Below are 15,414 nucleotides of genomic sequence, written 5' to 3'. Positions count from 1 at the left end.
CGACGCCGAGCCGATAGCATAGAAAATTATCGATTATGTTATGGCGAGGTTAATGGTGAGTGAGTCTTTGGTTGCGGAAAGCGTGGGGGCGGCCCAGTCGCCGATCCATGAACGGGATCTGTCGGCAAGAATTGATGCATTGCCCACCTCCGCCGGTCTTTGGCGGTTCATTGCCTTGCTGGCGTTGGGCGGTTTTTTTGAACTCTACGACCTGTTCCAGACCGGGTACATCAGCACCGGCTTAATCGCCGAAGGCATCTTCCACACCGGTGCGCAGGGCGTGTTCGGCCTCTCCGACCAGGCGGCATTCGCCTCCGCCACATTCCTTGGCCTGTTTATCGGCGCCAGCCTGCTCAGCCCCTATGCCGACCGCTTTGGCCGCCGCACCACCTTTATGTTTGCACTGGCCTGGTATGGCATCTTTTCGCTGTGTCTGGCTTTTCAACATCAGGCCGAATGGGTGATCTTCCTGCGCTTTTTGGTCGGCGTCGGCTTGGGCATCGAGCTGGTGACGATCGATACTTACCTGACCGAATGGGTGCCCGCACATCTGCGCACCCGGGCGTTTGCCTTCTCTTTCTTCATCCAGTTTCTTTCCGTGCCGACGGTGGCGTTAATGTCGTGGTGGCTGGTGCCGCAAACCATTCTGGGCCTGAGCGGCTGGCGTTACGTGGTGATCGCCGGTGCGGTGGCTTCGCTGGTGATCTGGCTGGTGCGTAAAGGCCTGCCGGAATCGCCGCGCTGGCTGGCGCAGCAGCGGCGCTACCCGGAAGTCCGGCAGGTGATGCTGGCGATGGAACGGCGCTGCGGCGTCACCCATACGGCGGATTTTCCTGCGCATGATCCACAAGCGCAGAGCGAAATGCCGGCGCAGGGGAGCTTTAAGGATATCTGGTCGCCGCGTTACCGCAGTCGCACCCTGATGCTGGTGGTGATGAACTTCTTCCAGGCCATCGGATTCTTTGGCTTTGGCAACTGGCTGCCCGCTCTGCTGGCCGGAAAGGGGGCCTCCATCACCCACAGCCTGCTGTATGCTTTCTTTATTACCCTGGCTTACCCGTTGGGATCGCTGTTGTGCAGCCGCTATGCCGACAAGATGGAAAACAAGTGGCAGATTGTACTTTCCTGCCTGGTGACGGTGATCTTCGGCTCGCTGTTTGCCCTGCAAAACAACCCCGTCTGGCTGATCCTTTGTGGGTTCTTCATCACCTGGTCCAATGCCTGGCTGACCTACAGCTACCATTCTTATCAATCGGAAGTGTTCCCGACCTACATACGCGCCCGCGCCGTCGGCTTCTGCTATTCGTTCAGCCGGCTGTCGACGGTATTCAGCAGCCTGATTATCGGCATCATTCTGCAATACGGCGGCTCGGTGGGGGTTATCGCCTTTATCGTGGCCAGCATGCTGATTGTGATGGTGGTCATTGGCGTGTTTGGCCCGAAAACGCGCGGAATCGATCTGGAAAATATCTGAGGCCAATCCCGGCGCCGCCTCTCCGCGCAGCGCCGGGATCTTCAGCAAAAAAACTTGCGATCATCCGAAAATAATTCCGTTATCACCGCTTTCCCTCCTGCCTTAATGTTAAGCCGGAAGATGTACCACATCACCTCCGGGAGAAACCCCATGAGCATCCTGACCACCCAAGACGGCACTGGTATCTTTTATAAAGACTGGGGCCGCGGGCAACCGATACTGTTTTCTCACGGCTGGCCGTTAACCGCCGATGCCTGGGACAACTCAATGCTGTTCTTCGGCCAATGCGGTTATCGCGTTATCGCGCACGATCGCCGCAGCCACGGCCGTTCGGATCAAACCTGGAACGGCAATACCATGGATCGCTATGCGGACGATCTGGCGGAGCTGATCGAAGCGCTGGATCTGCGCGATCTGATCCTGGTGGGGCATTCCACCGGCGGCGGGGAAGTGGCGCACTACATCGGCCGCCACGGCAGCGCGCGAGTGGCGAAAGTGGTGCTGGTGGGGGCGGTGCCGCCGCTGATGCTGCAAAGCGCGGCCAACCCGCAGGGCCTGCCGATGTCGGCATTCGACGGCATTCGCAGCGGAACGGCGGAAAATCGTTCGCAGTTCTTCAAGGATCTGGCGCTGCCTTTTTACGGTTTCAACCGCAAGGGGGTCAAGGCCAACGCCGGGCTAAAGGACAGCTTTTGGCTGATGGGGATGCAGGGCGGAATCAAAGGGTTATATGACTGCGTTCGCGAGTTTTCGGAGGTCGACTATACCGCCGATCTGCTGGCTATCGACAAGCCGACGCTGATTGTGCACGGCGATGACGACCAGATTGTGCCGATCGCTGCATCCGCAATGAAAGCCGCTAAGCTTATCAGGCAGGCTGAATTGAAGGTCTATCCGGGTGGGTCTCACGGCCTGGCGCAGACCGATTCCGAACAGTTTAATGCCGATTTGCTGGCGTTTATTCAGTCTTGAATTCACCCCGCAGGGGAGATAAAGCCTGTGAACCGGAGAAGACCATGAGCGCAAGCGCTTTTCTCTCTCAGATAAGACATGCCGTTGATACGCCCTTTAGCCGCTGGCTGATGCTGCTGGCGATTTGCGCCGCCTATATTCAGGGGGGCCTGGTCAAGGCGCTGGGTTTTACTGGCGCCATGGCGGAAATGACCCATTTTGGCCTGCAGCCGGCGGCGCTGTTCGCCGGCCTGGTGATCCTGCTGGAACTGGGGGCCTCGCTGCTGATCCTGACCGGTTTCTACCGCTGGTTGGGGGCGTTGGCGCTGGCCGGGTTTACCCTGGCCGCCACGCTGATGGCTAACCGCTTCTGGGAATTGAGTCCGCCGGAGTGCTTTACCGGCATGAACGGTTTTTTTGAACATATTGGGCTGGCAGGCGCGTTGCTGCTGGTGGCGCTATACGATCTAAAGGAGCACAAAGATGGCCGAACCGGCTGAGAGCAAGGCAGCACCCGGCGGTTTCGCACCGTTGAAGATCCCGGTATTCGCGGTGCTGTGGGGGGCCACGGTGTTGGGCAACGTCGGTAGCTTTATGCGTGACGTCGCCAGTTCCTGGTTGGTGACGGATCTCTCCTCGAACCCTTCGGCGGTGGCACTGATGCAGACCGCCGCCACGCTGCCGGTATTCCTGTTGGCGATCCCGGCCGGGGTGCTGTCGGATATTCTCGACCGTCGCCGCTTCCTTATTTTTGTGCAAATTTTGCTGGCCTGCGTCAGCGGCACCTTGTTGTTGCTGTCGCAAAGCGGGGCATTAACCGTAGAGTACTTACTGGCGCTGACCTTTATCGGCGGTATTGGCGGGGCGCTGATGGGGCCGACCTGGCAATCCATCGTCCCGGAGCTGGTGCCACGTGCCGATCTCAGAAATGCGGTGGCGTTGAACTCGTTGGGGATCAACATCGCCCGAGCCATCGGGCCGGCGGCGGGGGGCCTGCTGTTGGCGAGTTTTGGCGCCGGTGCAGCCTACGGTGCCGATATCCTGAGCTACGTGTTCGTGGTTGCTGCGTTGCTGTGGTGGCGTAGGCCAAAGACAGAAGACAGCGGCCTTTCCGAGCATTTCTTTGGCGCTTTTCGCGCCGGCATTCGCTATGCCCGCGCCAGCCATGAGCTGCACGTGGTGCTGCTGCGCGCGGCGGTATTCTTTGTGTTTTCCAGCTCGGTATGGGCGCTGCTGCCGCTGGTGGCACGGCAGATGCTGGGGGGCACCGCCGGTTTCTATGGCATCTTGCTGGGGGCGGTCGGCGCTGGCGCGATCGGCGGTGCGATCCTGCTGCCACGGCTGCGTCAACGCCTGAACTCTGATGGCCTGGTGCTGTTGGCGGCGACGATCACCGCGCTGGTGATGGGTCTGCTGTCGTTGGCCCCGCCGCAGTGGCTGGCCGTGGTGTTGCTGCTGGCGCTGGGGGCGGGCTGGATTATCGCACTGACCTCGCTGAACGGCGCGGCACAGGGCGTTTTGCCAAACTGGGTGCGCGGACGCGGCCTGGCGATTTATTTGATGGTGTTCAATGGCGCGATGGCCGCAGGCAGCCTGCTGTGGGGGCTGATTGCGCAGGAAATTGGCGTGGCCGCGACGCTGCTGACGGGCGCTATCGGGCTGTTGATCATCTCGCTGATATTCCACCGCATTCGCCTGCCGGAAGGCGAGGCCGATCTGCAGCCTTCCAACCATTGGCCTGAGCCTTTGCTCAATACCCCGATGGAGAACGACCGTGGGCCGGTTATGATCCAGGTGGAGTATCGCGTGCGGTTGGAAGATCGTCCGCAGTTTTTGCACATGCTGCAACAGCTTTCGCGGGTACGTCGCCGCGATGGTGCCTATGCCTGGGGGCTGACTGAACATACCGCCGATCCGCAATGCGTGATGGAGTGGTTTATGGTGGAGTCGTGGGCCGAGCATTTGCGCCAGCATCAGCGGGTTTCGCATGCCGATGCCGATCTACAGCAAGAGGCGCTTAAGTTTCATATTGGCCCGGAAAAACCGCAGGTGCATCACTTCCTGACGCTCGATTTACGGCACCTGGGACGGCAGCCGAAGGGCGAATAAAACAGGCTGTCTCCAATGAAATAAAAAGCCCGCTTAGGTTAGCTTAAGCGGGCTTTCAGGCTACTGACAAAACCTTCACTGGTATTTGGCGTACGGGCGCGGCATGCCGCGCCCGTTATATCTCTTAAGCAAGATCAAAACGATCGAGGTTCATCACCTTAGTCCAGGCGGCGACAAAGTCGCGCACGAAGCTGCCCTGGGCGTCTGAGCTGCCGTAGACTTCCGACAAAGCCCGCAGCTGAGAGTGCGAACCGAAAATCAGATCGGCACGCGTCGCCGTCCACTTGAGCGCGCCGGTTTGGCTGTCGCGCCCTTCAAACACGCCGTCTTCGTTTGCCGCTTTCCAGGTGGTGCCCATATCCAGCAAATTGACGAAGAAGTCGTTGGTCAGCGCCTGCGGGCGTTGGGTCAACACGCCATGCTGGCTTTGACCGACGTTGGCGTTCAGCACCCGCAACCCGCCCACTAATACCGCCATTTCCGGCGCGGTCAGCGTCAACAGCTGGGCTTTATCAACCAACAGCGCCTCGGCCGGCACGCTGAATTGCTGCTTCAGGTAGTTGCGGAAGCCATCGGCCACCGGTTCCATCGCTTCGAAGGATTCGACGTCGGTCTGCTCCTGCGTTGCGTCCATGCGGCCCGGCGTGAAGGGAACGCTCACCGGGTGCCCGGCGCTGATCGCCGCCTTCTCAATGCCTGCCGCACCGGCCAGCACGATCACGTCTGCCAGTGAGACGCGTTTGTTACCTGACTGCGCCTGGTTAAAGGCCTGCTGAATACCTTCCAGCGTGGCCAGGGTTTGTGCCAGCTGAGCAGGCTCGTTCACCGCCCAATCTTTTTGTGGCGCCAGACGAATGCGCGCCCCATTGGCCCCGCCGCGTTTGTCGGAACCGCGGAAGCTGGAGGCGGATGCCCAGGCGGTGGAAACCAGCACCGACACCGGCAGGCCGGAGGCCAGGATCCGGGTTTTGAGATCGGCGATATCCTGATCGTTAATCAACTCATGATCGACCGCCGGGATCGGATCCTGCCAAATCAGCTCTTCGGCCGGCACTTCCGGGCCGAGATAGCGAGCGCGCGGTCCCATATCGCGGTGGGTCAGCTTGTACCAGGCGCGGGCGAAGGCATCGGCAAGCTGGTCAGGATGTTCATAGAAACGACGTGAGATCTTTTCATAGGCCGGATCGAAACGCAGCGACAGGTCAGTCGTCAGCATGGTCGGGCGCTGCTTTTTGTTGGGATCGAAGGCGTCGGGAATGGTTTCGCCGACGTCTTTGGCTACCCACTGGTGCGCCCCGGCCGGGCTTTGCGTCAGCTCCCACTCGTATTCGAACAGGTGCCGGAAGAAGTCGTGGTTCCACTGGGTCGGGGTGGTGGTCCAGGTGACTTCCAAACCGCTGGTGATGGCGTCTTTACCCTTGCCGGTACCGAAGCTGCTATGCCAGCCGAGGCCCTGCAGTTCAAGGCCTGCGCTTTCAGGATCGTCACCAACGTGCGACGCCGGGCCCGCGCCGTGGGTCTTGCCGAAGGTGTGGCCGCCGGCAATCAGCGCGACGGTTTCTTCGTCGTTCATCGCCATGCGGGCGAAGGTTTCGCGGATGTCGCGCGCCGCAGCGACCGGATCGGGGTTACCGTCCGGCCCTTCCGGGTTCACGTAGATCAGGCCCATTTGCACTGCGGCCAATGGGTCTTCAAGGTCGCGATCGCCCGAGTAGCGGCTGTTCTGACCGCCGCTCAGTTCCAGCCAGATCTTTTCCGAGCCCCAGTAAACATCATCCGGTTCCCAGGTGTCGGCGCGGCCGCCCGCGTAGCCAAAGGTTTTAAAGCCCATGGATTCAAGCGCCACGTTGCCGGTCAGGATAATCAGGTCGGCCCAGGAAATTTTACGGCCGTATTTTTGCTTAATCGGCCACAGCAGGCGACGGGCCTTATCAAGGCTTACGTTGTCGGGCCAACTGTTGAGCGGCGCAAAACGCTGCTGGCCTTCACCCGCACCGCCGCGACCGTCGCCGATGCGGTAGGTCCCGGCGCTGTGCCAGGCCATGCGGATAAACAGGCCGCCATAGTGGCCAAAGTCTGCCGGCCACCACTCCTGCGAGTCGGTCATCAGGGCGTGCAGGTCTTGTTTCACCGCCGCCAGATCAAGGCTGTTGAAGGCTTTGGCGTAGTCGAAGTCCGGGTCCATCGGGTTGGAGAGGGGGGAGTGTTGGTGCAGCGGCTTCAGGCTAAGTTGGTTGGGCCACCAGTCTTGATTCGAAGGGCCGCGGCGCGGGGCATTCAGTTTACCGCCGCCCGAAAAGGGGCATTTGCTTTCAGTTGTCATGTTGCGCTCTCTGCTTCGTAGGTTGCTCGCCAGGCCCGAAATGTCTGATGCCTGAGGGAGCCGTTAGCTTGCTGTCGCGGGCGAAAGCCCACATCGGGTGTTGCGCTAAGGGTTTATCTAATCAACTGATTTACAATAATAAAAAATGATCTCTCTTCGTCAGGCTCGCAGCGGGGAGCCTATCGACACTCAGCATTAAGCGTAGTCAGTAGATGCAGATAGATAAAATAGGAATAGTTGACTGTTGTGATAGTTTTTGGCTATTGAGTTTTATTTTATTGATAGAGGTGTTAAAAGGAAGGGAAAGAGGGCGGCGTTGCGTTAATTGCGTTAATAAAGCGGATTTCTTGATTAATGCTTCTTTGGTGGTTTTTTTGTAAAATGATTTATATGAGGGAAAATAACTTGTCCGATAATAAGCTAATTAATTGTTGGCGTGCTGATAAATGGATTTCTAGTCAAACTATGGGGGGTTGATAGCGTTTTGGTAAGATGATAGGTCTGCTTTGTACTAGAAGCGGACTAAGGTAGTACCGCATTTACATAAATAGTATTTTTTAAAATCAATCGGTTTGATGAGTTAACTTCCCATAATTAAAATAATGCTGTATCTATCCCCAGTATTGGATCTGTATAACCGATAGATCGTTGCTTGGAATATGGATAAAATTCCTGGGGTAAACCTCGTTCGCAAGATGCTTGATGTGGCATTGCAGAAACTTGGTGAGAACGACAACCCGGTGCTGCATTCGGATCAGGGATGGAAGTATCAAATGGCAAGTTATCAGGCGAAACTTACCTCGCATGGTGTCAAACAGAGCATGTCACGAAAAGGGAACTGCCTCGATAATGCAGTGATAGAAAACTTCTTTGGTCTCCTGAAAAGTGAGTGTTTGTACAACGAAGAGTACAAAGACACTGAACAGTAGAAAGAAGCCGTAGCTCACTACATCGACTACTACAACAACGAGCGAATCAAAGTAAAACTAAACGGCCTAAGCCCGGTACAGTACCGAACTCAGGCCATATTAGCCGCGAGAAAAAGTGTCCAATAAATGGGGTTCACTTCATTTTTAGGCGGTTTTTTTATTTCAATTTAGCTTATTCTTTTTGAACCTTATGAGTTAACGACTATAACTGAAGTAAACTCTATTTTTTCAACTCAATAGAACCCACTTTCACAGGTAAAGCATCAAGCAAATACCTCATGGCCTCCAAATCATTCTTAGGTTCCTTCCACACATATGGGGTTAGTAAATCAGGCACAACACCTTTTCTACCCACCTCTTCATAGACCAAGGCTATAATTGAGAAATCAGGTCTTTTTCTTTTTTCAGATATAGCGTAGTTAATTTCGGCGGATAAGTAACTATCATCTTTATAACTCGGTGTAATAAAGAAAACAGCAGCGCAAGAATCTTTCATCCCTTTGATTAAAGCGCGTTCCAACTCAACTCCAGCATTCATTTTGTCCTCGTCAAGCCAAGGATCGAAACCTAGAGTCTTTAATACTTTATGAAACTCCCTGACTTTGGGCTTGTCGATAGTTTTGTGACTGAGGAATATTTGCAATGGTATCATATTTAATGCCATCTCATGTTTTTTTAAAATAATATTAATCTGTTCGTCAATATACGAACCACTTTTAACAAAGGTTCCATCGCCATTTGTTATGGTCTCTACAATAAAAACAGCATCTTTTTCTTTAACATCAAACATTTTCTCAACTACTAATGTGGCATTTTTAAAGTCAAGACTCCCATCTGGATAAAAACATCCATTAAAGATATCTTTCGATAACTCACCAATACCATTGGATGTCTTGAATCCGCTATTCCCAGTGTTCTTATAAATAAGAATTTGGTACTTTCCTAAAAGAGAGCCTACTTTTATGTTAAAACCATTAATTAAAGGCCATGTCAATATTTTTTCTGGGTAATTTCTTTGAACAACTCCTTTGTAAATTTCATCAATAATGATGTCACTAAAAACCTTTTCCATACACACCTCTGTTTATTTTTAATATGATTATACACCGAGGTGACACCTCATATACATAATCAATATCGTGCTATTTACCATAACGTCGCCTTACGCGCACTGCTCAGACGGGCGGTGCGCGATTTTCCAGTCTGAGCCTCAAAACATACATCTTCTCCCCTTAAAGCGCTCCACAATCGCGTCAGTGCGTTTTAATAGCATGGATCGTTATGCACGCGGATATGGCACCGAGTTACGGACGAAAAAGACAGTCTGACGGACATTTTTCTCGATAAACTGCCGGATTATGCCTGGTACAGCCTGTTTTTTTGTATAAAGCTGCCAAACGGTAAGCGTAACGAAAAGCCAGGGCAAGAACGCCGCGGCCCGTAGGGGCGTTTTTCCATAGGCCTCGCCCTCCTGATGAGTTTCTCAGAAATCAGGTGATTCCCGGTACTCAAATCAGAAGTGGCGAGACCTGACTGGACTTAAAGATCCCCACCGTTTCCGATGGATCGCTCCCTCGTACGTTCTCCTATTCCCGTCTTATGGTGTATCGGTGTCATTCCGCTGTTATACTGTTTATAAAATAGCCACCAGTCAAACACGTGCTCAGTCATATTTTATCACAATGACGATTAAGAGCCGATGTCCGCTTCTCGCTCATAGCGGACGTTTAAGACGCTATACCAACAACTCAGATTCAGTGAGCGAGATCTGGTAGCGTTTGACTGCCTCGGCAAAGGCTTGAGCGGCATCGGCATTCGATACCATATATTCTTCAGTTATCCCGGTTTGAGACTGGAAAGTAATATTCCCATAAACACAAATGGGGATTTGATAGTTATCTTTAAATCGACGGTCTGGTGAGCCATTCTTGTTTGTTTTCGCCCACGTATACCCAGCTACACTGGCATCACTCGGAACACCATCCTCCTCCTGGAATCCTCGATGTTCTGCACTGATTTGTAGTTCGCGTAAGTCAATCAGAGCGAATGCCCCATCGGCGCGTGGCATGACAGCAACACCTGGATAAAGCAAGATATCGTCACCGTTGATATTTTCAAACCGCATCGCTCGTCCTGTGAACTGAATGAGATCAGTTGAACTGAAATCGAAGGTAACCGGATGGCGATTAACAGACCTAGTTGCTAGCGTCCTTTCGGCAAACTGGTCTGTAGCCTTATCCGCGGTAATATCCCATTTTTTGATACTCGATTTTAATACGTCGAATGCACGAACCATTGCAGCATAAGCTCGCTGTGAGCAATCACTACTTTCGAAAGTCATAGCAATGTTAGTGCTATCTTCCCAAGATATGAGACGAGATATTTCTGCTTGAGTTTGGGGAAGATCTGTCTCAAGTTCTGCAATACGGCGTTTGTAAAACCAACGGAATATGCTTGATTTACGTCGAATCAATTCGCTCTTTTGTTTTGATTCTTCAGCAAGAGCCTCTTGTAAATCAGCTTTTATCTCAGCCTTTTGCTCTCGTGCTTTAGCCATCAAATCTCGTAAAGGTAAAAGGGATGTACTTGTCAGAACTTCAATCGAAGCGCTGGAAATTTCATTCATGCCAGCCTGGGGCATATAAATTTTGGCGTTTAATGGAGTATTACTTGGCGCGGCCTCGGGTATCTCAAAATGAGAGTCTGTAGACGACGGAGTTGGTGGATGGGTAACTGAATGCTTATCTTCGAAGGGGAAGGTAGGTGTTGTATACGATACACCTGAACCTGGTAATCCGACTGTTGCTCTGATTCCTTTTTGCCCAACATTGACTGTTGCGCCATGTACGCCAATGCTCGCGCTTATTCCACGCTTACCGATGTTAAGACGAACGCCAGGGAAAAGAGTGAATGTTTGTCTGAAGCGAAGTGGCATAAGGTAATCCCTGTGTAGTAATACGTGTCAAACTTCGAAGTTTTCTTTATATGAACATCAAAATATGAACATCAAATCGATACAGAAGCCCAACTCTTAGCGCATCCCCGAACTAATTTATTGCCATTGATTATTGTTCCAGAGAAATACAGCGGTGCTCTTGCTTCTTCGTGAGTTATTTTTACACTCCGCAGACTAAATTTCTATAGAAAATATGTCGATGATAACCAGAAATAACTTGCGGAACGTATTGTTACTACCGCTAATAATTATGAGTGTTCACTAAAAGCATCAGTCCACTTACCATGAAACATGCTCCTTGCCTACATTCACCATACGCCACTTAAGGTAGCCTCTATGGGGAGTCGATCTCGCCCGCTCCTCGCTCATAGCCGCCGGTCAGAAAAAACAAAAGCAAAAAGCCCGCTCAGGTTTCCCTGAGCGGGCTTCTCTAATATGGCTCCTCTGACTGGACTCGAACCAGTGACATACGGATTAACAGTCCGCCGTTCTACCGACTGAACTACAGAGGAATCGTGTGAACGGCCGGAATCATAACGGGGTGTTGGCAGCATGTCAAAGGCGGATTACGCATTCTGTGACTGTTTGCTTACAGAATGCGCAACCCGTTGAGGTTTTGGCAGATTTAGCCCTGTTCCGCGCGTTTTAACCGCAACTGATAGTGGTAATGGCTGCGGCTGAGCAGGTAGTCCGCATTGACGCTCGGGCTCCAGGAATCGTCGCCGCCGACGCCCATATGGAAGCCGTCCAGATTGAGCCAGGTACCGGCTTCCGGTTGCAACAGATGCTGGTGGCTACAGTCCATCAGCTGACGCAGGCCGTAGCGGCTGAGCGAAAAGTGGAACTGTCCGTCGATGTGCCAGTCGCCGTACTGCAACTGGCGGGTGTCGCAGCGCAGGCCGTTTTCGCCGGGGAAGATGTATGGCGTGTGCAGCTCTTCCAGCGACCGCTGCCAGCGCCCGAATTGCGCGGCGAGGCGACGGTCCGGATAGTTTTCATGCGGCCCCAGGCCCAGCCATTGTGCCTGCGAATGGGTGTCCGCCAATTGGCAGGTCAGGCCGATACGCGCCGGTGGCGGCAGGCTGGCGGCGATCGCGACGTCAACGCTGACGCTGACCGCGCCCTGGCTGTCGAACAACCACTGTTTGCGGCTGCATAACAGCGTTTCCCCATCTACCCCGAACCGGTGCTCGCTCACCACCCGCACGCTGTCGCTCAGCAGATCGGCCTGCAGCAGCGTGCAGTGCTCTTCCAGCCGGTACATGCCGGCCAGCTTCCAGCGTTCGACCCAGGCATTGGGATCGATGCGTTCCACTTCGCTGATGCCGATGTCGTTATCCAACGGCGCACGAATAAAGTTATCTTGCAGCGGCGTCAGCAGCAGCGCTTCGCCATCTTGCCACCACTGGCTCAGGAGGCCATTTTCGCGGGTAAACTGCCAGCGTTGCTTGCCGTGGCCGATCTCAATCGTCCGGTCATTTTGGCTCAGCTGCGGAGCAATGCCTTTCGGTGCCGGCGGCGCCAAATGCAGGGTGCGCGGTACCGGCCATTGATCCCAGGCGCAGCGATGGTTGGCTTCGGACCAGTCGGTGGCCAGGGGCTGTACCACCGCCACATTCAGCCACAGCTCGCCGGGCTGATGAAGTATCGGCAAGCGGTCGAGCAGGTGGAAGCTGGCGCTGCCCTGCGGCGGTAGCGCAAGGTCAAAGCTGCCGCTGGCGCGTTCAACGCCGTCCAGTTCCAGCCGCCAGTCCAGCCGTTCGTTATCGCTATGGCGGAACAGGTACTCGCTGCTGACGGTCAACGTCAGCGTCGTGGCATCGAAGGCAAACTGGAAAAACTGCTGGGCGCGTTGCGCCTCGAACAGCGCCGGGTGTGGCGTACGATCGGGGAATACCAGACCGTTAAGGCAGAATTGCCGATCGTTAGGCGTGTCGCCGAAGTCGCCGCCGTAGGCCCAGTATTCATCCCCGTTATCATCGCGGCGGGTCAGTGCCTGATCGACCCAGTCCCAGACGAAGCCACCTTGCAGGCGCGGATACTGGCGGAAGGCCTGCCAGTAGCGGTCAAAACCGCCGAAGCTGTTGCCCATCGCGTGTGCGTATTCGCACAGGATCAGCGGTCGCTGTTCATCCGGCAGGCCGATCCACTTCTTGATCGACCACTTGGGCACGGCAGGGAACGGCTGATCCTGATCCACCCGGGCATACATCGGGCAGATAATGTCGGTTGCGGCGCTGTTGGCGCCGCCGCCTTCATACTGCACCGGGCGAGTAGGGTCCTGGCTTTTCACCCAGCGATAAAGCGCGTCGTGGTTGCAGCCGTGGCCGGATTCGTTGCCCAGCGACCAGATAATAATGCAGGGATGGTTGCGATCCCGCTGCACCATGCGCGTCACGCGCTCGCTCATCGCCGGTAGCCACAGCGGATCGTCGGAAAGCCGGTTCATCGGCTGCATGCCGTGGGTTTCAATATTGGCTTCGTCGACCACGTACAGCCCGTAGCGGTCGCACAGCCGGTACCACAGCGGGTGATTCGGGTAGTGCGAGCAGCGCACCGCATTGAAGTTGTGCTGTTTCATCAACAGAATGTCGTGGCGCATCGTGGCTTCATCCATCACCTGACCGTGCTGTGGGTGATGTTCATGCCGGTTGGTGCCGCGGATCAGCAGCGGCTGGCCGTTCAGCTTCAGCAACCCGTTGCTGATGTCGACCTGGCGGAAGCCAACGTCATAGGCTTCCACCTCGATGATTTGTCCGTCTGGTGCCAACAGTGCCAGCGTGGCCCGGTACAGCGTTGGGGTTTCAGCGCTCCATAGCGCAGGCTGTTCCACCGGCAGGCGCAGCGTTGTGCGGTCATCATAGGCACCGCGCTCGTCGATAATTTCGCTGCCGAGCGCCTGGGTTTTTTCGCCAATCAATTGGCCATCGCGCCACAGCTGCAGATGCACCCGGTGCTGCGTCGGTCGATTGACGTGCGCTTCCACCACCAGTTCGCCACGGCGGAAGCCTTCGTAAAGCGGGGTTGTGATGCGGATATCGCTCAGGTGGGTGGCGGGTTTATGCAGCAGGCTGACGTCGCGGAAAATCCCGCTCATGCGCCACATATCCTGATCTTCCAGATAGCTGCCATCGCACCACCGCAGCACCATCACCGCCAGTCGGTTTTCACCGGCCTGCAGCCAGGGGCTGAGGTCAAACTCGGCGGGCAGACGGCTGTCTTGCGAATAGCCGACCCAATGGCCGTTGCACCACAGGTAAAATGCCGAGTTGACGCCGTCAAAGATAATGCGCGTCTGCCCCTCGGCCAGCCAGGCGGGATCGACGGTGAACTGGCGGGAATAGCAACCGGTCGGGTTTTCTTCCGGCACCAGTGGCGGGTTGACCGGGATCGGGTAGCGGACGTTGGTGTAGATCGGCGCGTCATAACCGGCAAGTTGCCAGTTGGACGGCACCGCCAGCCGGTCGGCATCGGGCAGGTCTTGCCGCAGCCAGGCTTCGGGCACCGCCTGCGGGCTGCGGTAATAGCTGAACTGCCAGTCACCGTTTAACGTTTTCTGGCTGCTGCTGGGGCTGTCGTCACGCGCCGCGTTCAGATCGCGCCAGCTCGCAAAAGGCGGATGCGCAGCCAGCCGCTGATAATGGGTGCAGGCCGGATTTTGCCAGTCCCGACGGGCAATAAGGTCTTTCAGGGAAGGTGAGGGCAGTGTACTCATCGGCGATCGTCCTGTCGGCAGAGTAGAGGGGCATCATGCCGAATAAGATGCTGACGAGAACCCAAAAAGTAAAGCGGTTACATTCAAGCTTGCAGGGGCGATCAAATAACCGCTTATTCTGGCTGAGCAGGGCGGTAAATCCGCTGCGGACGGCCTACCTTACCGTAAATGATTTCGGCGCGCAGCTGCTGGGCAGCGGTACAAAACTCCAGATAACGGCGTGCCGTGGTGCGGCTTAACCCCATCTGTTGCGCAACGCTTTCAGCGGTGTGGCTGGCCGAGGGCTGTTCGAACAGGCCGCGTATTTTAACCAGCGTCAGCTCATCGATGCCTGCCGGCAATGTCGCCATAGGCTCGCCGCGGGCGTAGGTATTGAACATCTGGTCAATGCGGCGCTGGTTAAGGCGTGCCTTATCCTTCAGCGCCTGGTGCCGCTGGCTGAAACGCAATAGCGTGTGGGCCAGCCGATCATAGGCCAGCGGTTTGATCAGGTAATCGAACACCCCGTAGCGCAGGGCTTCGGCCACGGTGTCCATGTCGCTGGCGGCGGTGATAAAGACGATACCGCCGGCATAACCGCTTAGCGTCAGTTCGCGCAGCAGCTCAATGCCCTGGCCGTCGGGCAGGAAGTTGTCCAGCAGGATCAGATCCGGCTTGAAGCGCTCGACCATGGTACGGGCCTGCGCCAGGGTACCCGCCAACCAGATTTGCCGGCAGCCGCCGTTTTGCCGGATAAATTCCGCGTGCATCTCTGCCAGCGGCGTTTCGTCTTCGACGATCAGTATATTCAGCCATTCCATAGTGAATCCCGTCTCCCCGTCGTCTTGCAGATTGCGATCAATATGCTACGAAAATGTAAGTTAATTGCCGCGTAAAATAAAGATTATCTCAATAATAAATACCATAAAAATAATTAAGTAAATAAAGAACATTAAATAACTTATTAACCGAAAGGGG

9 protein-coding genes, 1 tRNA gene and 1 pseudogene are annotated in these 15,414 nt (G+C 55.0%); 5 read left to right on the top strand and 6 right to left on the bottom strand.

The window, feature by feature from the left end; genetic code table 11:
* The first annotated feature begins 52 nt into the window (after positions 1 to 52).
* The 4 genes from H5P17_RS19645 (at position 53) to H5P17_RS19630 (ending at position 4,534) form a co-directional block, all read left to right on the top strand.
* On the top strand, positions 53 to 1,474 hold the full coding sequence (locus H5P17_RS19645; RefSeq protein WP_255477957.1) for an MFS transporter: 1,422 nt from the start codon (positions 53 to 55) through the stop codon (positions 1,472 to 1,474).
* A gap of 150 nt (positions 1,475 to 1,624) precedes the next feature.
* Entirely contained in the window at positions 1,625 to 2,446 is an 822-nt protein-coding gene (locus H5P17_RS19640) for an alpha/beta fold hydrolase (protein ID WP_044552459.1), read from the top strand.
* Positions 2,447 to 2,490: 44 nt separating this feature from the next.
* Complete coding sequence (locus H5P17_RS19635) at positions 2,491 to 2,925, top strand: DoxX family protein (protein WP_182824752.1); 435 nt, start codon at positions 2,491 to 2,493, stop codon at positions 2,923 to 2,925.
* Positions 2,909 to 4,534 (top strand): MFS transporter, encoded by a 1,626-nt coding sequence (locus tag H5P17_RS19630; RefSeq protein ID WP_182824749.1) that lies wholly within the window; start codon positions 2,909 to 2,911, stop codon positions 4,532 to 4,534. Before H5P17_RS19635 ends, H5P17_RS19630 begins: the two co-directional genes overlap by 17 nt.
* Positions 4,535 to 4,658: 124 nt before the next feature.
* Here H5P17_RS19630 and katG read toward each other — a convergent pair whose 3' ends face one another.
* Positions 4,659 to 6,857 (bottom strand): catalase/peroxidase HPI, encoded by a 2,199-nt coding sequence (katG, locus tag H5P17_RS19625; RefSeq protein ID WP_182824747.1) that lies wholly within the window; start codon positions 6,855 to 6,857, stop codon positions 4,659 to 4,661.
* A gap of 605 nt (positions 6,858 to 7,462) precedes the next feature.
* Here katG and H5P17_RS19620 point away from each other — a divergent pair.
* Positions 7,463 to 7,912 (top strand): annotated as a pseudogene (locus H5P17_RS19620) (IS3 family transposase); the annotation flags it as partial.
* A 94-nt stretch (positions 7,913 to 8,006) separates the two neighbouring features.
* Here the strand turns inward: H5P17_RS19620 and H5P17_RS19615 are convergent.
* The 5 genes from H5P17_RS19615 to dpiA form a co-directional block, all read right to left on the bottom strand.
* Positions 8,007 to 8,858, bottom strand: coding sequence for a toll/interleukin-1 receptor domain-containing protein (locus H5P17_RS19615; RefSeq protein WP_182824745.1), 852 nt, complete (start codon positions 8,856 to 8,858; stop codon positions 8,007 to 8,009).
* A 663-nt stretch (positions 8,859 to 9,521) separates the two neighbouring features.
* Complete coding sequence (locus H5P17_RS19610) at positions 9,522 to 10,721, bottom strand: DUF4236 domain-containing protein (RefSeq protein ID WP_182824743.1); 1,200 nt, start codon at positions 10,719 to 10,721, stop codon at positions 9,522 to 9,524.
* Positions 10,722 to 11,178: 457 nt separating this feature from the next.
* Positions 11,179 to 11,254: transfer RNA gene (locus H5P17_RS19605), tRNA-Asn, on the bottom strand.
* Between the two features lie 113 nt (positions 11,255 to 11,367).
* Positions 11,368 to 14,457, bottom strand: coding sequence for a beta-galactosidase (locus tag H5P17_RS19600; protein WP_182824741.1), 3,090 nt, complete (start codon positions 14,455 to 14,457; stop codon positions 11,368 to 11,370).
* Between the two features lie 113 nt (positions 14,458 to 14,570).
* Positions 14,571 to 15,257 (bottom strand): two-component response regulator DpiA, encoded by a 687-nt coding sequence (dpiA, locus tag H5P17_RS19595; RefSeq protein ID WP_182824739.1) that lies wholly within the window; start codon positions 15,255 to 15,257, stop codon positions 14,571 to 14,573.
* Between the last annotated feature and the right edge of the window lie 157 nt (positions 15,258 to 15,414).

Origin of the sequence: Serratia sp. OS31 (genome assembly GCF_014164835.1) — a bacterium.
In the GTDB taxonomy this organism is placed as follows: Bacteria; Pseudomonadota; Gammaproteobacteria; order Enterobacterales; family Enterobacteriaceae; genus Serratia; species Serratia liquefaciens_A.
The sequence above is the reverse complement of the archived record's forward strand: the minus strand, read 5'-3'. Positions and strand labels throughout refer to the sequence as shown.

What these genes read in the sequence shown, in the direction of transcription:
- H5P17_RS19645 (WP_255477957.1), top strand. Translation starts at nt 53, where the DNA reads ATGGTGAGTGAGTCTTTGGTTGCGGAAAGCGTGGGGGCGGCCCAGTCG.
- H5P17_RS19640 (WP_044552459.1), top strand. Translation starts at nt 1,625, where the DNA reads ATGAGCATCCTGACCACCCAAGACGGCACTGGTATCTTTTATAAAGAC.
- H5P17_RS19635 (WP_182824752.1), top strand. Translation starts at nt 2,491, where the DNA reads ATGAGCGCAAGCGCTTTTCTCTCTCAGATAAGACATGCCGTTGATACG.
- H5P17_RS19630 (WP_182824749.1), top strand. Translation starts at nt 2,909, where the DNA reads ATGGCCGAACCGGCTGAGAGCAAGGCAGCACCCGGCGGTTTCGCACCG.
- katG (WP_182824747.1), bottom strand. Translation starts at nt 6,857, where the DNA reads ATGACAACTGAAAGCAAATGCCCCTTTTCGGGCGGCGGTAAACTGAAT.
- H5P17_RS19615 (WP_182824745.1), bottom strand. Translation starts at nt 8,858, where the DNA reads ATGGAAAAGGTTTTTAGTGACATCATTATTGATGAAATTTACAAAGGA.
- H5P17_RS19610 (WP_182824743.1), bottom strand. Translation starts at nt 10,721, where the DNA reads ATGCCACTTCGCTTCAGACAAACATTCACTCTTTTCCCTGGCGTTCGT.
- H5P17_RS19600 (WP_182824741.1), bottom strand. Translation starts at nt 14,457, where the DNA reads ATGAGTACACTGCCCTCACCTTCCCTGAAAGACCTTATTGCCCGTCGG.
- dpiA (WP_182824739.1), bottom strand. Translation starts at nt 15,257, where the DNA reads ATGGAATGGCTGAATATACTGATCGTCGAAGACGAAACGCCGCTGGCA.